This window comes from Micromonospora sp. MA102 (assembly GCF_025460765.1).
GTDB classification, from domain to species: domain Bacteria; phylum Actinomycetota; class Actinomycetes; order Mycobacteriales; family Micromonosporaceae; genus Micromonospora; species Micromonospora halotolerans.
In genome coordinates this window covers 1-22,694 of the sequence record NZ_JAMWEG010000018.1, presented here as the reverse complement: position 1 = coordinate 22,694, position 22,694 = coordinate 1, and the positions used below count along the sequence as shown (strand labels likewise).

10 protein-coding genes are annotated in these 22,694 nt (G+C 74.3%); 4 read left to right on the top strand and 6 right to left on the bottom strand.

Features of this window, described 5'->3' with window-relative positions:
- Window positions 1–76 precede the first annotated feature (76 nt).
- Window positions 77–955 (top strand): RNA polymerase sigma factor SigJ, encoded by an 879-nt coding sequence (gene sigJ / locus NFX44_RS27060; RefSeq protein WP_262286426.1) that lies wholly within the window; start codon window positions 77–79, stop codon window positions 953–955.
- Window positions 956–1,009: 54 nt separating this feature from the next.
- On the opposite strand, the gene NFX44_RS27055 is transcribed toward sigJ, so the two are convergent.
- Both NFX44_RS27055 and NFX44_RS27050 read right to left on the bottom strand, forming a co-directional pair.
- Window positions 1,010–1,909 carry a GNAT family N-acetyltransferase gene (locus NFX44_RS27055; RefSeq protein WP_262286425.1) on the bottom strand — a complete coding sequence of 300 codons (900 nt, stop codon included), beginning with the start codon at window positions 1,907–1,909 and terminating at the stop codon, window positions 1,010–1,012.
- A gap of 129 nt (window positions 1,910–2,038) precedes the next feature.
- Complete coding sequence (locus NFX44_RS27050; RefSeq protein ID WP_262286424.1) at window positions 2,039–2,362, bottom strand: nuclear transport factor 2 family protein; 324 nt, start codon at window positions 2,360–2,362, stop codon at window positions 2,039–2,041.
- Window positions 2,363–2,539: 177 nt separating this feature from the next.
- Here NFX44_RS27050 and NFX44_RS27045 point away from each other — a divergent pair, with 177 nt between their 5' ends.
- A complete protein-coding gene (locus NFX44_RS27045) occupies window positions 2,540–3,043 on the top strand; it encodes a helix-turn-helix domain-containing protein (RefSeq protein ID WP_262286423.1) in 504 nt (167 codons plus the stop codon).
- Window positions 3,044–3,144: 101 nt separating this feature from the next.
- Here the strand turns inward: NFX44_RS27045 and NFX44_RS27040 are convergent, their stop codons facing one another.
- Both NFX44_RS27040 and NFX44_RS27035 read right to left on the bottom strand, forming a co-directional pair.
- Entirely contained in the window at window positions 3,145–4,008 is an 864-nt protein-coding gene (locus NFX44_RS27040) for an aminoglycoside phosphotransferase family protein (protein WP_262286422.1), read from the bottom strand.
- A gap of 130 nt (window positions 4,009–4,138) precedes the next feature.
- Window positions 4,139–5,371 (bottom strand): SLC13 family permease, encoded by a 1,233-nt coding sequence (locus NFX44_RS27035; protein ID WP_262286421.1) that lies wholly within the window; start codon window positions 5,369–5,371, stop codon window positions 4,139–4,141.
- A 107-nt stretch (window positions 5,372–5,478) separates the two neighbouring features.
- Here NFX44_RS27035 and NFX44_RS27030 point away from each other — a divergent pair, with 107 nt between their 5' ends.
- Both NFX44_RS27030 and NFX44_RS27025 read left to right on the top strand, forming a co-directional pair.
- Window positions 5,479–11,274, top strand: a complete 5,796-nt coding sequence (locus tag NFX44_RS27030) for a TIR domain-containing protein (protein WP_262286420.1) — start codon at window positions 5,479–5,481, stop codon at window positions 11,272–11,274.
- A gap of 281 nt (window positions 11,275–11,555) precedes the next feature.
- A complete protein-coding gene (locus NFX44_RS27025; RefSeq protein ID WP_262286419.1) occupies window positions 11,556–21,230 on the top strand; it encodes a calcium-binding protein in 9,675 nt (3,224 codons plus the stop codon).
- 52 nt (window positions 21,231–21,282) lie between these two features.
- Here NFX44_RS27025 and NFX44_RS27020 read toward each other — a convergent pair whose 3' ends face one another.
- Together NFX44_RS27020 and NFX44_RS27015 are read right to left on the bottom strand one after the other, a co-directional pair.
- Window positions 21,283–22,125, bottom strand: a complete 843-nt coding sequence (locus NFX44_RS27020; RefSeq protein ID WP_262286418.1) for a PhzF family phenazine biosynthesis protein — start codon at window positions 22,123–22,125, stop codon at window positions 21,283–21,285.
- 16 nt (window positions 22,126–22,141) lie between these two features.
- Window positions 22,142–22,660: a GNAT family N-acetyltransferase gene (locus tag NFX44_RS27015; protein ID WP_262286417.1), complete on the bottom strand. Its 519-nt coding sequence runs from the start codon at window positions 22,658–22,660 to the stop codon at window positions 22,142–22,144.
- Window positions 22,661–22,694 lie beyond the last annotated feature (34 nt).

The window sequence follows — 22,694 nt, the reverse complement described above, 5'->3', positions numbered from 1 at the left end:
AGCGGCGTCACCTCCGGTCACACGGGCGGGCCGGCCGGGGTCGGTCAACCGGGAACCCGCGAGGAAGGATGGGGACATGGGCGAGGACACCTGGCTGGCCGAACGGTTCGAGCAGCAGCGGCCGCAGCTGCGTGCGGTGGCCTACCGGATGCTCGGCTCGGTGAGCGAGGCCGAGGACGCCGTGCAGGAGACGTGGTTGCGACTCGCCCGCGCCGACACCGCCGAGGTCGACAACATGGCCGCTTGGCTGACCACAGTGGTCGCCCGGGTCTGCCTGAACACCCTGCGAGCCCGCGCCGCCCGCCGGGAGGACCCCCTCGACGTACGCCTGCCCGACCCGGTCGTCGAGATCACCGAGGCGGGCGCCGATCCGGCGCACGCCGCGGTGCTGGCCGACTCGGTCGGGCTGGCGCTGCTGGTGGTCCTGGACACCCTCACCCCGAGCGAGCGGCTCGCCTTCGTGCTCCACGACATGTTCGGCGTGCCCTTCGAGGAGATCGGCGCGCTGGTCGACCGGTCGCCGGCGGCCGCCCGGCAGCTCGCCAGCCGCGCCCGCCGCCGGGTCCGCGGTCAGGCGCCCGCGCCCGACCCGGACCTGGCCCGCCAGCGGGAGGTGGTCACCGCGTTCCTGGCCGCCGCTCGGGAGGGTGACTTCGACGGGCTGGTGGCCGTGCTGCACCCCGACGTGGTGCTGCGTTCCGACGGCGGGACCGCCCGGGCCCGGCACTCCACCGTGCTCACCGGCGCGCGGGTGGTCGCCGCGCAGGCCACGACGTTCGGCCGGTTCTCGCCGTTCGCCCGGCCGGTGCTGGTCAACGGCGCCGCCGGGGTGCTGGTGAGCGCGGCCGGCCGGCCGCTGTCGGTGATGGCGTTCACCGTGACGGGTGGGCGGATCGCCGCCATCGACGTGATCGCCGACCCGGAGCGGCTGGCCGCGCTCGACCTCGCCGGCTGATCGCGGCACCGACGGCCGGCGCCGGGGCGCGGGGCCGGCCGGCCCGGGTCGGCTTCAGGGGACGATGACCAGGTTGGCCATGTCGACCACGGGCCGGAAGCCGAGGTTGGCGTAGATCCGGTTCGAGGTCGGGTTGGCCTGGTCGGTGAACAGGCACACCCGCGCCCCCTCGGCCCGCAGCAGCCCGGACACCTCGGCCACGGCGTTGCTGGCCCAGCCGTGTCCGCGCTGCTCCGGCGGGGTGTACACCGGGCCGATGCGCGCCACGCCGAACGACGGCGGGTTGGCGGCGGTGAGGTGCACCCGCCGGCCCGCCTCGTCGGTCCAGAACCACACCCGTCCGTCGCGGATCCGGCGCAGCAGCTCGGCGCGGTCGGGGGTCTCGTGCGCGCTGACCCCGCGCGGGCGGCCCGCCTGCTCGTCGGCGTCGGCCATGAACGCCTCGAACCACTCGGCGGCCAGGTCGACGTCGTCCTCGGTCGCGACGGCCACGGAGCCGCGTACCCGCGCCGGTGCCACCAGGTCGCCGAGCTCGTGCAGCCGGGTGTGCTGCGCGACCTCGACCCGGCCGCCACCGAGCCGGGCCACCTCGGCGGCGCACCGCCGCACCGCGGGCAGCGCGCCGTTGACGGCGCGTACCTCCTCGCCGCGCTCGTGCCACACCCGGGCCAGCGCCACGGCCGCCTCGTCGGGCATCGGCAGGAGGAACGGCGGGCGCGGCGCGAAGGGCGCCGCCCGCATGCCGGCCCCGACGACCTCGCCGGAGGCGTCCCGGACCACCAGCCACCAGTCGTCCTCGGGCAGCGCGACCCCGTCGGCCCGCCGGGCCAGCTGCCGGTGCGCGACGGTGGCCACCACCGTGCCGACCACGGGGTTCGCCGCCAGGTGGTCGTCGGCGGCGGCGAGGAACTCGGCCGGGTCGGTGTGGAAGTGCAGGGTCGGTGCGTCGCTCATCCGCGCACGGTAACCCGCTCCCGGGGCACCTTCGTACCGGATTCCGCGGCTGCTCGGCGGGACGGCCTCCTGAGTCGCCGCTCACGATCGCCGCGCGCCGGTCGCTCGGCGGGCACGCCCGGCCGGTGGTCAGGGCGCGATGCGCAGCCGGCGGATGCGGGTGTCGTCGTAGTCCTCGAAGCGGAACCGCAGGCCGGCGAACGGGCTGCCGGGAAAGTCGCCGGTGATGGTGGCTGTCACCACGGTGCCCGCCGGGGTGTCCTCGACGCCGGTGATCTCATAGGAGACCAGCGGGGTCCCACGGCGCCACTCGCGGATCGCCGCGATGCCCCGGTGGGTCCTCCCCTCGTCCTCGACCACGGCGTCGTCGGCGAAGAGGGCGAAGTAGGCGTCCCGGTCCGGCTGGCCGGCGAGCGCGAAGTAGCGGCGGATGATGTCGGGTGCGGTGTCCACGGGGTGCTCCTTGCCGATGGGATGCGGGTGGGCCGGGGGTGGGCTCGCGGGATGGCGAGACGGTCCCCCCGCCTCACCCGGGCAGCACGGGACGGACGCGAGGCGGCGCCGTATCGTGTAACTGCTGAATTGAAAGTAAGTCGCTTCGACTTTAGCACCTACCCGCGAGGAGCACGCATGCCGGGGAAGATCCGCCTGGAGGACCGCGAGTGCCCGCTCTCGGCGACGCTCGGCGTGGTCGGCGAGTGGTGGACCGTCCTGATCCTGCACGATGCGTTCGACGGCTACACCCGCTTCGAGCAGTTCCAGGAGAACCTCGGCATCTCCTCCAGCATGCTGACCAGCCGGCTCCGGACCCTGACCGGCAACGGCCTGCTGGAGCGCCGCCGCTACCAGACCCGCCCCGACCGGTACGAGTACGTGCTCACCGAGCTGGGCCGCAGCCTGCGGCCGGTGATCGTCGCGCTCGCCGCCTGGGGCAACTCCCGCCTCGCGCCCGAGCGGCGCAGCATGATCCTCGTCGACCGGGAGACCGGGGCCGAGGTGGAACCGGTCGTGGTGGACCGTGCCACCGGCCGGGAGCTGGACCCGGAGCACTTCGTCTTCGCCGCCGGTCCCGCCGCCGGCCCGGTGATGCGGGCCCGGTACGCGGGGGTCACGCCCGAGCGGCCGCGGGGCTAGGTTCTGTCCGGTGGAACATGCGCCCGTCCGGCCCCGTGTGAGCCGAGCGGCCTGGAGCCCACGGCGTCATGCTCGGCCATGGAGTACCCGGAGGTCGGCGGTTACGTCAGCACCGCACGGAAGGTGCGCTCGCCGATGCCGCGCATCAGCGGGTTGTCCGCCGAGTGCGTCAGGAAGACCAGGGACAGGACAAGCGCCCACCCGCGGGACCGCTGCCAGGTCGCGTCGTCCGCGCGGCCATACGCCTGTCGAAAGGCAGCACGCTGCTCCGGCGTGAACAGCATCCAGGCCACGGACAGGTCGGTGGCGGGGTCGCCGGAGGTGATGTCACCGAAGTCGATCACGGCGCTGATTCGGCCCCGGTCGACCAGGATGTTGGCCGGGTGCAGGTCCCCGTGCAGCCACAGCGGCGGGCCATCCCAGGCAGGTGTGGCGGCGGCCGCCTCCCAGATCCGCAGTGCGGCGGCACGGTCGGCCGGATCGAGGTGCGCCAGCCCGGTCAGGACTCCCTCGGCGCGCCCGGCCAGTGGAATCCCGCGAAACGCGTTGACGGGTGCCTCCGAAGGGGCCGGGGCATGCAGCGTGCTGAGAAAACCGCCGAGCGTCGCCGCGGCCGACCAGAGGTCGTCGGGCTCCGACCGCGCCGCGATCTGGCCCGGGAAGAACGGCACGACACTCCAGGACCAGGGGTACTGAGTCGTCGGCTGCCCGACACGCACCGGCGCTGGCACCGGCAACGGCAGGCGGCCGGCCAACTCCGGCAACCACCGCTGCTCGTGCGCGACGAGTTCGGCGGCCATGGCGCGCCGCGGCAACCGGACGAGGAACTCCTCACCAAGCCGACACACAAGGTTGTCCCAGCCGTTGGCCAGGACCTCGACCGGCAGGTCCGCGAGATCGGGGTGCTGCTGATCGAGCAGACGGCGCACCAGCTCGACAGAGACCGGAACCTCCGCAGCGGGCATTCGGTGAACTGTCACAGCGGGAACCCTACGACCGCACCCCGGGTGCGCCTGGAAGCCGGTCAGGGAATGGCTGCGCCGCGCAGGGCCATCACATGATCCGCCGGGCACCCCTGAGCCCTATCAACCGGGCTCAGGACCCCGGGCCGAGAAGCAGGGCGGCCACGGTGGCCGCGGTGGCCAGCACGGCGAGCGCGGCGCTGGTGGCCACGAACCGCCCCAGCGGCACGGACACCCCGGCCGCCCGGCAGCGCTCGTACCAGATCAGCGTCGCCAGCGAGGCCCACGGCGTGGCGAGCGGGCCGACGTTGGTGCCGACCAGCAGGGCGAGCAACTGGGTGTGCCGGTCGGCGGCGATGACCGCCTCGCCGGCCACGTACGCGGGCAGGTTGTTGACCACGTTGGCGAAGAGCGCACCGACGCCGCCCGCCCGCAGTGCGCCCTCCGCGCCCGGATCGGCGCCGATCAGCGTGCCCATCACGGTGTCCAGGCCGTGCCGGCCGATGGTCTGCACCACGAGGAACAGCCCGGTCACGAAGACCAGCAGCCGCCACGGCACCAGCGCGAGCCGCAGGCTGCCCCGGGCGCGCACCGCGAACCCGGCGACCAGGATCGCGGCCGCCACCCCGGAGGCGAGTCCGATCTCGACCCCCGCCAGGATCCCGGCGACGAAGAGCAGGCAGGCGGCGAGCGCGGTGCGGTAGAGCGCCCGGTCCGGCGGCACGTGCGGCGGCGGCGGGACGAACGGGTCGGCGCCCGCGCGGGCCGGCCGCCAGTACCACCACCACAGCAGCAGCATCGTGATCACGATGGCGACCAGCTGCGGCCACCACATCCGGGCCGCCCAGGGCACCGGCTCCAGGCCGATCCGGTCGCTGGCCAGGATGTTGGTCAGGTTGGACACCGGCAGCAGCAGACTCGCCGTGTTGGCCAGCCACACCGTGGTCATCGCCAGCGGGGTCGGCGGCACACCCAGCTTGCGGGCCAGGGCGATCATCACCGGGGTGAGCAGGACGGCCGTGGTGTCCAGGTTGAGCGCGATGGTGGTCACCGAGGCGAACCCGACGCAGAGCCAGAACAGCGCCCGGTAGCTGCCCCGGGCGGTGATCGCCACCCGGGCGGCGAGCGCGTCGAACACCCCGGCCACCGCGGTCAGCTCGGCCAGCACCACCACCGTGCCGAGGAAGATCAGGATGGGCACGATCCGGCGTACGGTGGCCTCGGCGTCGGCCCGGGGGAGGAGTCCGGTGAGGACGCAGACGACGCCCACCACGGCCAGGCCCAGTGCGATCCAGTCCAGGACGTGCAGCCGCCCCCAGCGGGATCGGTCCGGCGCGGCGGACGGCGGCTCGCCCACGGTCTCCACGAGTGATGATCCTCGCACACCCCCGCACCGCCGGACCGGCCGACGCGACCGCCCCGGCGGCTGCCGTGGGTGTCCACGGATTGACCGTCAGTGGCCATAATGATCGGGTGGCTGTAGGCGCGCACCCGACCCGGTCCGACCGCCCCATCGACTTCTTCATCAGCTACTCGCCGGCCGACGAGCGCTGGGCGACCTGGCTGGCGTGGGAGTTCGAGGCGGCCGGCTACCGCACCCTGCTCCAGGCGTGGGACTTCGTGGCCGGCACCAACTTCATCGACTTCATGGACCGGGGGGTCCGCGAGGCCGAGGTGGTCGTGGCGGTGCTGTCCGAACGCTACCTGCACTCCACCTACGGCAAGCTCGAATGGCAGGCCGCGCTGCGCGCTGACCCCGACGGCACCGGCAACAAGCTGGTCACCGTGCGGGTCGAGGACTGCCCGATAGACGGCCTGCTCGCCACCATCACCTACGTCGACCTGGTCGGCGTGGGCGATCCCGCGCAGGCACGGGGCCGGGTGCTCGACCGCATCCGGGAGGCGCTCGACGGCCGGGCCAAGCCGATGCGGCAGCCGGCCTTCCCGCACCATCCCGCCGACCCGGCCGGGGTGCTCGCCGCGCCCGCCACCGGCGCTCCCGCGCCGCGCCGCGCCCGGCGTACCCCGATCAACCCGCCGCCGTTCCCGCCGGCCGCGGCGGCCGTGCCGACGGCGCGTGGCGCCGTGACCGTGCTCCAGGTCGCCGGGCCGCGCTTCGGCCGCGGGGTGATCGAGCCGGGTGCGCCGGTCACGCCGGGCGAGCTCCAGGAACACCTGATGGGCGACCTCACCCTGCTGCTGAACGACGGGGTGCCGCGGCCGGACCTGCTGGTGGTGGCCGGCAACCTGACCGAGTCGGGCAGCCCCCGGGAGTTCTCCGACGCGCTGAGCTTCCTCACCGGGCTGCGGGTGCTGCTCGGCCTGGAGCCGCACCGGCTGGTCGTGGTGCCCGGCCCCCGCGACGTCACCATGGCCGCCAGCCGCGCCTACTTCGCCACCTGCGAGGCCGACGACGTCGACCCGCAGCCGCCGTACTGGCCGAAGTGGCGGCACTACGCGCGCCTCTTCGACGAGCTCTACCAGGGCCTCGACGACCGCATCTTCGACAGCGAGCAACCGTGGACGCTGTTCCCGGTGCCGGACCTGCGGGTCGTGGTGGCCGGGCTGAACTCCACCGTGGCCATCACCCACCGCGAGGAGGACCGGTACGGCTTCCTCGGCGAGGCCCAGTCCACCTGGTTCGCCCAGCGGCTGCGCCACTACCAGCAGTCCGGGTGGCTGCGGCTCGGCGCCATGGCGCACGCCCCCGGCCCGCGCACCCCGTACGCCGATGAGGTGGCCGTGCCCGACGGGGTGTCGCTGCGCGACCGGGGCTCGTTCAACCGGCTGGTCGGCCCGATGCTCAACCTGCTGCTCGCCGACGCCGCGCCCGGCCCCCGGGTCGACCCGGTGGTGCCGCTGGCCACCGCCTCCCGGGACGGTCGGGCCCAGGTGCTGCGGCTCGGCGCCGACGGGATGACCCGCTGGGTGCTCGGCCGCGACGACCGGCACGACGTGGGCGAGCCGACCCGGCTGAGCTGGCCGCGGGCCGACGCGACGTTCGGCGCGGCGGGCCCCGCCCAGGTGCCCGACCCGCGGCTGCCCACCGTGGTCGAGGGGCCCACCCAGGGCTCCGCCGAGGACCCGCCGGCGGTCCCGGCCGTGCCCGCGCCCGCCCCGCTGGAGCGCCTGCTCGACCGGCTCGCCGAGGTCTGCGAGGCCCGCCACGACCGGGTGGTGGTCCGCCGCGTCGAGGCCGACCCGCCGCACCTCTACGTCACCTACCGGGCCGACGGGGTGGTCCGGCAGCAGCGGGTCGGGGCGCACGTGGGCACCCCGTCCCCGGCCGACGTCGACGGCTTCGCCCGGCGGGTGCACGCCACCGACCCGGACATCCCCTCCGAGCTGGTCTACGACGGCGACCGGGTGCCGCGCGGGCTGGCCGAGGCGGCGCAGCGGCGCGGGGTGCGGCTGCTGCACCTGACCGAGTTCCAGGGCCTGCTCGACCTGCGCGACTACGTCGCCGCGCAGACCGCCCGGCTGCAGGCCGACCGGCTCTATCCGCCCGGTCAGTACGTCCCGCAGCGCTACCGGCACCTGGTCGGCGCCGACCAGCGGGTCCGCGAGGACGTGGTGGACGAGCTGCTGGAGCTGATCTCCGCGCCGGACGGCCGGTTCGTGCTGGTGCTCGGCGACTTCGGCCGGGGCAAGACCTTCGCCCTGCGCGAGGTGGCCCGACGGCTGCCCACGGCCGCCCCCGACCTCATCCCGATCCTGGTGGAGCTGCGCGCGCTGGACAAGGCGCACTCGGTCGACGGCCTCGTGGCCGCGCACCTGGCCAACCACGGTGAGCAGGTGATCGACCTCAAGGCGTTCCGCTACATGCTCCGGCAGGGCCGGATCGTGCTGCTCTTCGACGGCTTCGACGAGCTGGTCGCCCGGGTGACCTACGACCGGGCCGCCGATCACCTGGAGACGCTGCTCCAGGCGGCCGAGGGCCACGCGAAGATCGTGGTGAGCAGCCGGACCCAGCACTTCAAGACCAATTCGCAGGTGCTGACCGCCCTGGGCGAGCGGGTGGGCCTGCTGCCGCACCGCCGGGTGCTGGCCATCGAGGATTTCACCCCCGGCCAGATCGAGACGTTCCTGCGGCACCGCTACGGCGGCGACGAACGGGCCGCCCGGGAGCGGCTGGACCTGCTGGCCGGGGTGAAGGACCTGCTCGGTCTCTCCCGCAACCCGCGCATGCTCGGCTTCATCGCCAACCTCGACGAGGGGCGGCTGGCCGCCGTGGCCGGTGCGGGCGGCACGTTCAGCGCGGCGGCGCTCTATCGGGAGATCCTCGAGTCCTGGCTGGACTTCGAGGAGCGCCGCACCCAGGGCATCCCGGGCGCGCCGGTGAGCCTGCGCCGGCCCGAGCTGTGGCAGGCGGTGAGCCGGCTGGCCTTCCAGCTCTGGGAGAGCGGCGAGTCCTACCTGCGGCTGGCCGAGCTGGCCGAGGCCGCCGGCCAGCTCGCCGGGCTGGCCGACTCCCGGCTGTCCGGGCCGCAGGCGATCCACGCGGTGGGCGCCGGCAGCCTGCTGGTCCGCACCGACGACGGGCTGTTCGGGTTCATCCACACCTCGGTGATGGAGTGGCTGGTCGCCGAGGGGGTGGCCGAGCAGCTCAACCGGGGGGAGGAGCCGGCCGCGCTGGCGGTGCGCCCGCTGTCCGCGCTGACCGTGGAGTTCCTCGGCGACCTCGCCGACCCGGCCCGCTGCACGGCCTGGACCGCCCGGGTGCTGGGTGACGAGGCGGCCGGTGAGACGGTCCGGGCCAACGCGCTGCGGCTCAGCGCCCGGCTGCGGCTGCCCGACCGGGCCGACCTGCGCGGCGCGGTGCTGCGCGGCGAGGACCTGTCCCACCGGGAACTCGCCGGGGCGGACCTGACCGGCGCCGACCTGACCGACACCCGGCTGGTCGCCACCAACCTCGGCGAGGCACGGCTGGAGCACGCGCGGCTGCGCGGCGCCCGCCTGGACCAGGCCCGCCTCGCCGGGGCGGACCTGCGCGACGCGGAGCTGGCCGGCGCCCGGCTGTTCCGCGCTGACCTGCGCGGCGCCCGGATCACCGGCAGCAGGTGGCACCGGGCGGCGCTCATCGACGTGAGCGCCGACGCGGCGCTGCTGCGCGCGCCGGAGCTGCGCGGTGCCGTGGTCGCCCCGGGCCGTCCGGTCGCGCCGGGCCTGGCCCCGCCCGCCGTGGGCGTCGCGTACGGCTTCGAGGTGGGCCGGCTGCCGGTGCCCGTGGCGTACAGCCCGGACGGGTCGGTGCTCGCGGTGGGCAGCGACGACGGTGGTGTGCTCATCTGCGACACCGCGGCCGGGCTGCCGGTGCGGACCCTCCAGGGCCACCGGGGCCGGGTCTACGCGGTCCGCTTCGACGCCGCCTCGCACCAGCTGGTGACCGGGGCGGCCGACCTCACGGTGCGGTTCTGGGACGCCGACCACGGCGACGTGCGGCATGTCATCGAGGACGTCTTCGACGGCTGGGTGTGGCCGCTGCTCACCGACGGCGCGCGGGGCCGGCTGGTGGTCGGCGACGCGGCCGGTGTGGTCCGCCTCTACGACACCCGGACGGCCCGGCTGCGGCAGGAGTGGCCCGGCCACGCCGCGCCGATCTGGGGCACCTCGTTCAGCCCGGACGGCCGGCGGGTCGTGGTGGTCGACAGCGCCGGCGTGGTGCGCGGCTGGGACATCCCCTCCGGCCGGCTCGCCTTCGAGGTGCGCGAGCCGGAGGTGGTCTACCGGGTGGTGCACAGCCCGGACGGCCGGCTGCTGGCCGCGGTCGGCCAGCACGGTCGGGTGTGGATCCGCCGGGCCACCGACGGGGAGCTGCTGCGCCAGCCGCGCGGCCACGAGGCCGACGTGTACGCCCTCGACATCCACCCCGACGGCACCCTGATGGCGACCGGCGACACCCACGGCGCGCTGCGGCTCTGGGAGCTGGAGACCGGCCGCCCGGTCCGGGTGCTCGGCCGGCAGCGCGGCGCGATCTACAGCGTCCGGTTCAACGGCGACGGAAGCATCCTGGCCACCGCCGCCAGCGACGGAGCGATCCAGCTCTGGGACAGCGCCGACGGCCAGCTCCGGCACGAGCTGACCCGGCACCGCGGCTCGGTGTGGCCGGTGGTCTGGCGGCCCGACCAGGCCCAGGTGGCGACCAGCAGCAACGACGGCACCACCCGGCTGTGGGACGTGCGCACCGGGCAGCTCCAGCACACCCTGCGGGGGCACGGCCGGCGGGTCACGGCGCTGTCCTTCCGGGACGACGGCGAGGTCCTGGCCGCGTGCGGCAACGACGGTGTGGTCCGGCTCTGGGAGCCGCGTACCGGCCGGCTGGTCCGGCAGCTCGCCAGTCCGGCCGACCGGCTGCTCTCCGTCGTCTTCTGCCCGGGCGAGTCACTGGTCGCCGCGCCGAGCGGTGACGGCGGCGTGCACCTGTGGAACACCGACACCGGCCTCGACGAGCGGGAGCTCAACGTGGACACCGACCACGTGTGGGCGACCGCGTTCAGCCCGGACGGCGACGCCCTCGCCACCGCCAACGACGACGACACCGTGCGGCTGTGGTACCGGCGTACCGGCCGGCACTTCGCCACCCTCACCCCGCACCGCGGTCGGGTTCGGGCGATGGCGTTCAGCCCGGACGGCGAGACCATCGCCACCGGCTGCGACGACCAGCTCGTCCGGCTCTGGGACGCGGCCACCGCGACCTGCCGGCTCACCCTCGAACACCACACCGACCGGGTCTACGCGGTGTCCTTCAACACCGACGGGACACTGCTCGCCAGCGCCAGCAACGACGGCGTCGCCGTGGTCTGGGACGCGCTCACCGGTGAGCGGCGCACGGTGCTCACCGAGCACACCGGCCGGCTCTGGTCCTGCGCGTTCAGCCCCAACGGCAACCTGCTCGCCACCGCCGGCGACGACCTCGTCATCCGGCTCTGGGATCCGGGCACCGGCCGGCTGCACGGCACCCTGGCGGCACACACCCGGCGGGTCTGGTCGGTGGCGTTCAGCCCGGACAGCAGCCTGCTGGCCAGCGCCGGCGACGACGGGACCGTGCGGCTGTGGGACGTCGCCGACCCGGAGCACGCCCAGCTGCGGGCCACCCTGATCGGGCTGCCCGACGGCTGGGCGGCGGTGAGCCCGGACGGCCGGTACAAGCTGGACGGCGACCCGGGCGGCCAGTTCTGGCACGTCATCGGCACCTGCCGGTTCGAGGTGGGTGAGCTGGACCCGTACCTGACCCAGGTGCGGCGGCTCGCCGTGGACGCCCCGTTCTGACCCGGCCCGCCGCCGCGCGGGCCCCGGCCGCGCGTGTGGAGCGGTCTCTATCAGCGTCGGTTCCCGGCGTTTCGTTACACGGCTCGCCGGGGTCCGTCCGTGCCGGTGTGCCGATCTGGCTGACCGCTCAGTCTGATCAGGACGCCCGGCGTAGTGACGTCGACCGATCATCCTGACGCTCTGTCACGATCTCGACACAAAAGTTGTGGGTCTCCTCCGCGATCGATGTGCTGGCGCGGGACCAGCGCCGTCGGTGACGGCCATCGAGGAAGAGGTGGCTCATGGTGGCTCTACGACGGCTGCTCGCCAGCCTGACGGCGGCGGTGGTGACCGCCGCACTCGCCCTGGTGTGGACGGCGGCGCCCGCCCAGGCGGACGAGGCCTGGGAGGCCGCGCTCAAGACCCTGATGTCCCGCACGGCCACCTGGGCCGAGGGCGGGCTGTCCCGGGTCGGCCTGCTCGGCCAGCCGTTGCCGCTGCTCGGCGTCAGCCCGGGCGCGCTCGTGGACACCGACAAGCTCACCCGCAAGGCGTCCGACGCCCTGGCCGGCGGCCTCACCAAGGACGATGTGGACCTCGGCGGGGGCACCCGGTTGACCAGCACGGTCACCACCAGCGGCGGCGACCACCTGCTCGACGTGCTGGTGACCACCAAGCGGCAGGCCACCGCGAAGGACCTGGCGGTCGGCGGGGTGACCGTCGCCAAGGCGGTCGACGTCACCGGCTGGGCGACACTGCACCTGCGAGCCCGGCACACCGCCGCGGGGGAGACCTACCTGGTCCGCGACGGGGACACCCCGCGCCTCGACATCGACGCGGCGGCGACGCTCCGCGCCGACCTGGACCAGGCCACCGCCTCGGTCGGCATCCTCGGCGTCACGCTCACGGCCGGCAGCACCCTCACCGCCCGCACCCACGTCAAGGCCACCGTCACCGACCCGAACGGCGACGGCCGGCTCGCCTTCGACACCGGCGCCGGCACCGGGACCGGTGAGCTGGGCGCCGCCGGCTCCCTCGCCGGGCTGGTCCAGGTCGCCCTCGACAACTCCGGCGGCGGCCGGATCTCCGACACCGAGACCGAGCCCGGCCCCGGCTCCGTGCACGGCCAGGTCAACCTCGGCGCGGCCACCGCCGGCGCCCCGTTCGATCTGCCCGCCCTCGCCGCCACCGTGAAGGTCGACTGGAACGACATCAGCGTGGGCAGCCCGACCGTCACCACCACCGGGCTCGACGAGACCATCGCGAAGTTCCGCAACATGAGCCCACTGGACCTGGCCTCCGGGCTGGCCCAGCTCGCCACCCTGCTCGGCGGGGTGCAGCAGAGCGGGCCGGCCGGCAACCTGAGCCTGCCCTTCCTGCGCGGCACCTTCGCCGACGCCGTGAAGGTCAACGAGAAGCTCGCCGGCTTCCTCAAGAAGTACGTGCACCCCAAGCCGAACGACCCGGAGTTCGACCCGGCCACCGACGACCCGGCCAAGGCCGGCCAGCCGAAGTTCAGCTCGATCCAGCAACTCGTAGCGCTGCTCGCCGCCGAGGGGCTGCCGGTCGACAACCTCTCCTTCGCCGGCGAGAAGCTGGTCTTCCGGCTGAAGCTGGAGCGGGAGTCCGCCGTGGCCGTGCCCCTGGACCCGGGCGCCGCCTCGGTCTCCGGCCGCGGCGCCACCTTCACGGCCAAGGGCTTCAGCGTCGGGGACAACCGGTTCACCCCGGGTGAGCTGGTCGGCCAGCGGGTGGTCGCGGGCACCTCGGCCGGCACCATCGAGGCGAACACCGAAACCACGGTCACCCTGCGGGAGAACTGGATCGGCGGCCAGCCCGGCCCCGACAGCGTCTGGGTGATCAGCGGCTCCAGCCCCAACATCGGCGCGGTCGAGCTGGCCGGCACCCTCACCAAGCCGGCCGGCGGGGACAAGAAGGTCGGCCTCCGGGCGGCCAACGCCCAGGCCACCTTCGCCACCGTGAAGCCGCGCTACAGCGCGGCGGTCACCCTCGTGCTCGACCTGCGCGACGACCTCGGCAGCCCGGCCGCCAACGCGGACCGGGTGCTGCTGCGCACCGACCCGGCCACGCCGCTGTTCGCCGCGGACTTCCCGATCACCACCGGGGTCGACTTCTTCGCCACCGCCGGCTTCCTCAAGGTCAAGCTCGGCGGCGACCTCGCCGTCGGGCCGGCCGCCGCCGGGCAGCGGATGCTCCAGGTCAGCTTCAAGCAGGCGCAGGACGTCAGCCTGGGCGAGCTGTTCCGCCGGTTGCAGGCCGAGCCGGGCAACCTGCTCGCCGTCTCCTCCTCGGTGAAGACCACCGGCCGGGTCACGGTCAGCGTCCCGGGCGCCACCGGCGCCCTCGGCCAGGGTGTCGGCGTGGACGTGAGCTGGAAGGCCGGCGAGCAGCCGGTGGTGGACACCTCCAGCCTCGACGGGATCTTCGCCGTCGATTTCAACCCGGACGACCCGAAGGCCCTCTTCGCGGTCGTGGTCGAGGCGCTGCGGCTGGTCAACGCCGCGCTCACCCAGCCGGGCGGCGGCAGCGGGCCGCTGAACACCGAGATCCCGCTGCTCGGCCGCTCGGCCCGGGAACTGCTCGGCGCCGACGAGAGCGGCGTCGGCAAGGGCGTCACATTCGCCGCGGACGGTGCCAACTTCCTGCTCAAGGACGGCAACCGCAGCGAGGACGCGGCCTTCGACCCGCGCCTGGCCGGCCGGACCGTGGTGATCGGCAGCAAGGCGTACCGGGTGCTGGGTTGGGTGGACGGCCAGACCCTGCGGGTCGACGCGGCCGGCACGCCCAAGCCCGCCGACGGCACAGCGTACGCGCTGCGGCCCGAGCTGGCCGACGCGCTGGACAAGCTGCTGGCCGCGCCCCCGGACACCCTCCAGGACGCCCTCGACCAGCTCAACGGCGCGATCGGCGCGGACAGCGGGATCCAGTTCACGCTGGACGAGCGGGCCGGCGGCCCGTACCTGCGGGTCGGCCTGGACTGGAAGCGCAACGTCCGCACCGCCGGGCCGCTCGCCTTCGCCTGGGACGGCGCCCGCGAGCTGATCAGCCTGGACAGCTCCGGCACCTTCGCCGTCGACGTGGACGCCCAGGCCAAGCTGGGCCTGCTGCTGCCGCTGAAGCTGAACGCGGCGCCCCTGCTGGACAAGAACTCCTCGGCCAAGGTGACGGTGAAGGGTGGGGTGGACGACGTCGCGCTGGCCGCCCGGGTCGGCCCGCTCGCCCTCAACCTCGGCAAGGACCCCGACTTCGCCACCGTCAAGGCGAACCTCAGCGTGGGCCTGGGCGGGCTCACCGCCGATGGGCCAGTCACCGACCTGCTCGGCCTGACGCCGACGATCACCACCGCCGGCGTGGACTGCGGCGGCGGGGTCGGCAGCGCGACCACCCCCGTCTGCGCCCGGGCGCCGCTGTTCGTCGACAACTGCGAACCCGCCGACGACACCAACCTGCTCACCTTCACCATGGGTCTGGACCTGGCGCCGCACGCGCAGACCCCGGACCTCACCTCCTGCTTCGCCAACCTGTCGCTGAAGCTGACCGACTTCAACGTCGGCATCGACGGCTACCTCGCCAAGGTGGAGGACGCGCTGCGGCTGGCCAGCTTCGACGGCAAGCTGCCACTGGTCGGCGACGACCTGCAACAGGGCCAGCGCTTCGTGGCCCAACTGCGCGAGGACGTCAAGGCGGCGATCGGCCCGGTGCTGGCGAACGCCACGCTGGACAGCGCCGGCGTGCAGACCGCCCTCAACGACGTGCTCGCCGACTTCGACCCGGGCGTGAGCGCGGTCGTCGGCTGTCGCACCGGGGTGGCCACCCCCTGCCAGCCGGAGGACTTCCAGTCCATCCGGATCAAGCTGACCGCCTCACGCGGCGCGCCCTCCGCGGCGGACGGCTGCAAGGACGCGAGCGACAGCGACAAGTGCCTCGGCGTCAACGTCCCGCTCGACCTGGGCATCCCCGGCCTGTCGCTGAAGGCGAAGAAGGGCGCCCCCGACGGCATCCAGGCCAAGCTGGGCTGGAAGCTGCACCTGGACCTGGTCCTCGACCGGGACGAGGGCTTCTACGTCCCCACCCACGACGGGGACACCGCGCCCGAGGTGCAGATCGGCGCCAACTTCGACATGACCGGCGACCTGGCCGCCCAGCTCGCCTTCATCCAGGTGAACGCCACCAAGCAGGGCACCGCGCCGCTGGTGCGGGCGTACTTCGGGGTCGACCTGAAGGGCTCGGCGGGGGAGAAGAGTTGCTTCGACCCGGCGGTGGCCGCGGACTGCGCCGCCGACCCGGACGCCAAGCTCACCCTCGCCGAGTTCGCCGACCTGGGCTCCCTGCTCGCCACCGACCTCACCGCCCAGGTGAACATCGACTGGAAGCTGGCGGCGACGTTGAACGCCGGCGACGAGGTCGGCTCCGCGCTGCCCGGCGTCAGCGCCCGCTTCGGCCTGAAGTGGGGCCTGGAGCACAAGCAGGGCGGGCTGAGCGCCACCGGCGGCGGGGTCAGCACCCCGCTCCAGGTGACGTTCACCGACATCGCGCTGGACGCCGGCGCCTTCTTCAGCAAGATCCTGAAGCCGGTGGTGGACAAGCTCAAGGCGGTCACCGGCCCGCTCCAGCCGGTCATCGACACCCTGTACGCGCCCATCCCGGTGTTGTCGGACCTGTCGAAGGCCACCGGCGGACCGGACATCACCCTGGTCTGGCTCGCCAAGACGTTCAGCACCCTGACCGGCGGGCCGAAGCTCGACTTCGTCGACACCGTGCGCGCGGTGATCACCTTCGTGAACCGGATACCTGACTGCGACGACGGTGACGGCTGCTCGATCCCGCTCGGCCAGTTCCTGGTCGACCCGGCCAAGGCGCTCACCACCGAGGCGTCCCCGGCGTCGGCGGAGAGCCTGATCAAGCGGGACGACCCGTTCACCAAGGCGAAGACCGCCGCCGAGGTGAAGTCCTCGGTGGACGCCGCCGCCGGCAACGACGGGGAGAAGCTCTTCGCCCCCGGTTCCGACGGAAAGTCCAACGCCCAGAAGACCGGCTTCAGCTTCCCGATCTTCGACAACCCGGGCTCGCTGTTCGGGCTGCTCATGGGGCAGGACGTCGAGCTGGTCAGCTTCGACTCCGGGCCGCTGTCGCTCGGGTTCAGCTGGCGGCAGTCGTTCGGCCCGGTGTACGCCCCGCCGCCGGTGCTCGTCACCCTCTCCGGCAGCGCCTCGGTGACGGCCCGGTTCATCGCCGGCCTGGACACCGCGGGTATCCGGCACGCCGTGGAGGCCGCCACCACCGACGGCACCGACCTCGACGCGGTCAGCCTGCTCGACGGCCTCTATTTCAAGACCAGCGACAGCAGCGGCAAGGCCGTCCCGGTGGTCACCCTGCGCGGCGAGATCGCCGCGGGGGCCGAGGTCAGCGTGCTCATCGTCAAGGCGGGCATCCAGGGCGGCATTCGGCTGACCGTCGGGTTCAGCTGGAACGACCCGAACAACGACGGGAAGTTCCGCACCAGCGAGTTCATCGAGGCGCTGCTGACGAACCCGGTCTGCCTCTTCACCACCAGCGGCCAGCTCTCGGTCTTCCTCAAGGTCTACATCACCATCGACCTGTTCCTGTTCTCCAAGACCTTCGACTTCACCCTGGTCGACGCCACCCTGCTGGACTTCCGCGCGCAACCCGACTGCTCACCCGAACCACCCGAGCTGGGCGGCACGACCGGGAACACCCTGGTGGTCTTCGCGGGCAAGTTCGGCACGGTCGACGAGCGGGGCGAGACCGCCTGGGACAACACGAGGGACACCTACGCCGGTGACGTGATCAAGGTGTACGCCGTGCACTTCGCCGACGACGACGCCGACTTCGACGGCTTCGCGGTGGAAGCGCTCGGGCGCAAGCAGGAGTTCCTCGACCCGAACCTGGCCCGGGTCGTGGTGGACGGGCGGGGCTACAGCGTCGCCGACGCGGACAAGGTCGCCATGTCGGTGCTGCTGCTCGGCGACGGCGACACCGGCGGTGACGGCACGAAGACCTCGGCGTTCGACAAGGCGGCAGTGGTCATCGGCTCGGACGGCAAGGACCAGATCCGCACCGGCACCGGCCCGGCCTGGGTGGACGGCCGCGGTGGCGACGACGTGATCGTCACCGCCGAGGCGGCCGGCCAGGTGAGCCGGGTCGCCGGCGGCGCCGGCAAGGACACCGTCACCACCGGCGACGGCAACGACGTGGTGGCCGGGGACGGCGACCTGAACCCGGTCGACCGGGCGGCCGACACCACTGTGCACACCTCCGTGGGCGACAAGAGCCTCACCGGCCTGGTCGACTGGACGAAACTGAAGGACCCGACCGAGGAGACCACCGGCGTCGACGACCACGTCACCGTCGGGCACGGCGCCAGCACGGTCTACGGCAACGGCGGCGACGACGTCGTCGGCGTGGTGCTCGACGACCGGCCGAACGGGAAGAACGTCCTCGTCGGCGGCCCCGGCGCGGACATCCTCAACGGCGGCAAGGGCGACGACACCATCCACACCGCCGGCAGCACCGTCCCGGCCGACCCGGACGCGGCCGGCAGCGGCGACGCCGGGCTGACCAACCGGGTCGACACCGGCGCCGGCCAGGACACCGTGCACGGCAGCGCCGGTGCGGACCTGGTGGTGTCCCACTCGGCCAACGGCCAGACCGGCCACGTGTACGGCTACGGCGGCGACGACGTGCTGGTCGGCGGCTACGGCACCGACGAGCTGTTCGGTGGCCCGGATGAGGACTACGTGATCGCCGAGCCGTCCAGCGTCGGCGACCCGGACGGCACCGACGGGTACGGCCCGGCCCGCCAGGTCGTCCACCAGCCGCTGCCGGCCGGCACCCAGTCGCAGACCAAGCTGCTCGTCGGCGGCCTGGGCAGCGACCACGTGGTCGGCGGCGACGGCGGGGCCACCGTCTTCGGCGACCGGCGACTGACCGCCGAGACGTGCGCCGACGCCGCCCTCGCCGGCGACCAGCCGGCCCCCACCGACCAGGGCTCGGCCGACCTCATCCTCGGCGGGGCCGGGGTCGAGGTGGTCACCGCCGGCAGCGGCGACGACCGGGCCGACCTCGGCGGCGGCGACGACCGGGCCTGCGGCCAGCTCGGCGACGACACCCTGCACCTGGGCGGCGGCGCCGACCGGGCCTGGGGCGGCCCGGGCGTCGACCAACTGCACGGCGACGACGGGGTCGACCTGCTCTTCGGCAACACCGGCGACGACGGCCTGTACGGCGGCACCGGCGTGGACACCGCCGAGGGCGACGAGGGTGACGACCAGGTGTTCGGTGGCCCGGACGACGACGTGCTCTACGGCGGCGGACGGGTGGCCGGCGTGGCCGACGGCCGGGACTTCGTCTACGGCGAGGACGGCGTGGACCGCATCGTCGGGGACAACGGCACCCCGCGCATCGGTGACGTCGGGCCGTACCCGCTGGACCTGGCCGGGGACGTGCCGGCCGCCGGCGCCGGGGACGTGCTCTCCGGCGGGCCCGAGGGCGACGTCGCGTACGGCGGCCTCGGCGCCGACCGGGTCGACGGTGACGGCGGGGACGACCAGCTGGAGGGCAACAACGGCGCCGACGTGGTCCACGGTGGCATCGGGAAGGACGAGATCGTCGGCGGCTCCGCCCAGGAGCCCGTCGCCGGAACCGGCCGCCCGGACACCGGGGACCAGCTCTTCGGTGACGGCGACGCCGACCTGATCGCCGGGGACAACGCCCGGTTCACGCCGGCCACCGCCGACGCGACCCGGGTCACCCAGGCCCGCGCCGTGCCGTCGCGCAAGGTCACCCTGCTCGACCTCGGGTTCACCCCGACGGCCGGCACCAGCGGCGGTGACCTGATCTCCGGTGGCGACGACGACGACGTCATCTTCGGCCAGGGCGGCCCGGACCGGGTGCACGCCGACGCGGGCGCCGACTTCGCCGAGGGGGGCTCCGGCTCCGACTGGGTCGAGGGCGACGCCGGCGACGACGACCTGGTCGGTGGCTCCAGCACCGCGTACGACGGGACCGGGGCGGCCACGACGGGCCAGCCGGACACTGCGGACGCCGTGTTCGGCGGACCCGGCTCCGACGCGGTCATCGGGGACAACGGCGCGGTGCTCCGCCCGCTGCCCGGTGAGCAGCCGACGGCCGTGACGGTCCGGCTCGGGGCGGACGGCAACCCGTTCGGCCCGCGGATCGTGGTGCTGCTGGACCGGGCGGCGGCCACCGCCAACCGGTTCGGCGCCGACCGGATGAGCGGCGGCGACGGTGTCGACACCCTCTGGGGCCAGGACGGCGACGACGCCCTGACCGGCGACGGCGGCGGCGACTACCTCGAGGGCAACGGCGGCGCGGACACGCTGCGCGGCGACACCGCCCTCGGCGCGGCGGGCCGGACCGCGGTCACCCCGCTGCCCGACCCGGGCTGGCCGGGTGACCCGGCGGCCCCGGCCGACCTGGTCGGTGCCGGCGCGCCCGCCGGGCAGGACGACCTGATCGGCGGCAGCGCGGCCGCCGGGTTCCGGGACACCGGGGACGTGGTCGAGGGCAACGGCGCCGACGACGTGCTGCTCGGCGACAACGGCTCGCTGCTGCGCACGGTGGCCACGGTGAACGGGAAGCCGGCCGAGCGGGTCTACACCGAGCGGTACCCGACCGGCGCGGTGCCGGCCGACGCCACGGCGGCGCGGACGCACGACCCGGCGCTGCCCGGCCCGTCCACCCGGTTCTGCACCACGGCGCAGGCCACCTGCGAGCCGGCCGGCGCCTACGGCAACGACCAGCTCTACGGGGACGCCGGCAACGACGGCGCCTGGGGTCAGGACGGCGACGACCAGATCCGGGGCGGCGCCGGCGACGACGACCTCTTCGGTGAGCTGGGCGCCGACAGCCTCTACGGCGAGGACGGGCGGGACGCCATCCTCGGCGACCGGGGCGGCGTGGTGAACCAGTTCCTCAACGCCGACGACGTGGCGGCGCTGGGCTTCACGGCGACGCTCTCCTCGGTGCCGCAGGAGTCGTACACCGGGTTCCGGGCCGGCGGCTACGACCGCCGGGTGGACCTGCTGCACGACACCGACGGGGACGCCTGGATCGGCAGCGCCACCTCGGCGCCCATGCCGTACGCCGGGCTGACCGCCGGTGCGGGCGACCTCATCCGGGGCGGGGCCGGAGCGGACAACATCCACGGCGGCTTCGGCGACGACGTGGCCAACGGTGACAGCGGCGGCGACGAGGTGTTCGGCGGCGAGGGCTCGGACGTGCTCTGGGGCGGCAAGGGCTGCGACCCGGCGCTCGACGCGGCCAACCCGCAGTGCCTGGTGAACGGCGTGTTCAGCGCCGCCGCCCGGGGCGACCAGGACCAGTACGTCGACCACCTGTTCGGCGGCGCCGGGGCCACCAGCGGCCCGGCGGTCACCGCGGTGCTCGGGTCCGACCTGCTGGACTTCCGGCCGCGCGGCTCCTACCCGGACAACTGCGCGGCGGGGGCCTGGCCGGTGGACCTGGCGGCCGGCACGGTCGACCCGTGCCGCTGGTTCGAGGCGACCAACCTGGACAACGACGTCCTCGCCGACAACCAGCACCACCACGGCACCGACTGGATCTACGGCGGCTGGGACCGGGACGTGCTCCAGGGCGACGTGACGCAGAACGGGCCCAACAACGGTGACCGGCTGTTCGACTGGAACGGCGCGTACAACCTGTTCACCCACTGCAACTCGGCGTACGGCGGGTTCAACGACATCCGCCAGCACAGCCCGGCCATGCAGGACTTCCTGACCCGGCTGGCCTGGGCCTCCGGGGCCGGGCGCGACGCCGGCGACGTGACCACGGCGGGCACCTCCGCCTTCCTGGAGCTGTCCTACGTGTACCCGCGGGACAACAAGGACCAGGGGGCGGGGGCGGCGTTCCCGAGCACCCCGGGGCACTTCGACACACCGTCCTGCACCGACTGAGCGACGCGTCCGGGGCCCGGCTCTCCTTCGGGGGGCCGGGCCCCGGCGTCGGTCAGCTTCCCGGCATGACCACGGCGTTGCCGGTCACCCGGATGCCGCCGGTCGCCGGCACGTCGACCACCAGCAGACCCGGCCGGCCCAGGTCGGCCCCCTGGTGCAGGCGCAGGGTGGTCGGCGGCTCGACCAGACCGTGGGTACGCAGGTAGCCGCCCAACGCAGCGGCCGCCGCACCTGTCGCCGGGTCCTCGACGACGCCACCCACGGGGAAGGGGTTGCGGACGTCGAACCGCGTGCCGGAGGCGCGCCACACCAGCGCCACCGTGGTCCAGTCCCGCCGCCGCATCAGGTCGCGCAGCCGGTCGAAGTCGTAGTCGAGCGCGGCCAGCCGCTCCCGGGTCCCCGCGCCCAGGATCAGGTGGTACGCCCCGGCGTACGCGACGCGGGGCGGCAGCGAGGGGTCGAGATCCGTCGCGGCCCAGCCCAGGGCGGCGAGCGCCTCGGCGAGATCGTCCGGCGCCACCGGCGCGTCCGAGGGTGCCACGCTGGTCAGGGTCGCGGTGGGCCGTCCGTCGGCGTCCCGGGCGGTCGCCACCCGAACCACGCCTGCCGGGGTCCGGAAGACCAGGTCGCCGGTGCCGGCGCGTTCGGCGACGGCCACCGCGGAGGCGATGGTGGCGTGGCCGCAGAACGATACCTCGGCCTGCGGGCTGAAGTAGCGGACGTCGAACTCGCCCGGGCCGGCGGCGGTGAGGAACGCCGTCTCGGAGTATCCGACGTCGGCGGCGATGGCCTGCATCTGCGGATCGGTGAGCGCGTCCGCGTCGAGGACCACCCCGGCGGGGTTGCCCGCGGCCGGGTCGGTGGTGAAGGCGGCGTACCGCAGGACCTGCGTCATGACGCCACCGTACGCGTCAGCTCCCGGCGGTCCCCACCCACCGGATCTCGCCCTCGTGCCGGACGTCGGTGGGCGCCAGGCCGGCGGCGGTGGCGACGGCGGCGGAGGCCCGGTGCTCCGGGTGGATGTGGGCGACGACGGTGCGCACCCCCTGCCGCCCGAGCCAGGCCACCAGCCCGCGAGCCGCCTCGCCGGCGATGCCGCGTCCCTGCCAGGGCGTGCCTACCACCCAGGCGATCTCCGCGACCCGCTCGTCGGCCGGCCCGGTGACGGTCGCCTGGACGGTGCCCACCAGGCGCGCCTCGTCGCGGAGCCGGATCACCCAGTTGCACCAGGCGACGGCCGGGTCGGGCGAGCCGGCGACGAGGCGTTCGTAACGCGCACGCAGGCCCGCCGGATCCGCCGGAGCACCCCCGATGAAGGCGTGCAGCTCCGGATCACCCAGCACGACCGCCATCTCCTCGGCGTGGTCGACACGCAACGGCACCAGTTCCAACCGCTCGGTACGAACCACGTCGACCCCACCCACGCTCATGCCCACTACAAAACCACCCCACCCGCCTCCCCAC

Excerpts from the sequence above, each read along its gene's own strand:
- sigJ (WP_262286426.1), top strand. The coding sequence starts at position 77 with ATGGGCGAGGACACCTGGCTGGCCGAACGGTTCGAGCAGCAGCGGCCG.
- NFX44_RS27055 (WP_262286425.1), bottom strand. The coding sequence starts at position 1,909 with ATGAGCGACGCACCGACCCTGCACTTCCACACCGACCCGGCCGAGTTC.
- NFX44_RS27045 (WP_262286423.1), top strand. The coding sequence starts at position 2,540 with ATGCCGGGGAAGATCCGCCTGGAGGACCGCGAGTGCCCGCTCTCGGCG.
- NFX44_RS27040 (WP_262286422.1), bottom strand. The coding sequence starts at position 4,008 with ATGCCCGCTGCGGAGGTTCCGGTCTCTGTCGAGCTGGTGCGCCGTCTG.
- NFX44_RS27025 (WP_262286419.1), top strand. The coding sequence starts at position 11,556 with ATGGTGGCTCTACGACGGCTGCTCGCCAGCCTGACGGCGGCGGTGGTG.
- NFX44_RS27020 (WP_262286418.1), bottom strand. The coding sequence starts at position 22,125 with ATGACGCAGGTCCTGCGGTACGCCGCCTTCACCACCGACCCGGCCGCG.
- NFX44_RS27015 (WP_262286417.1), bottom strand. The coding sequence starts at position 22,660 with ATGAGCGTGGGTGGGGTCGACGTGGTTCGTACCGAGCGGTTGGAACTG.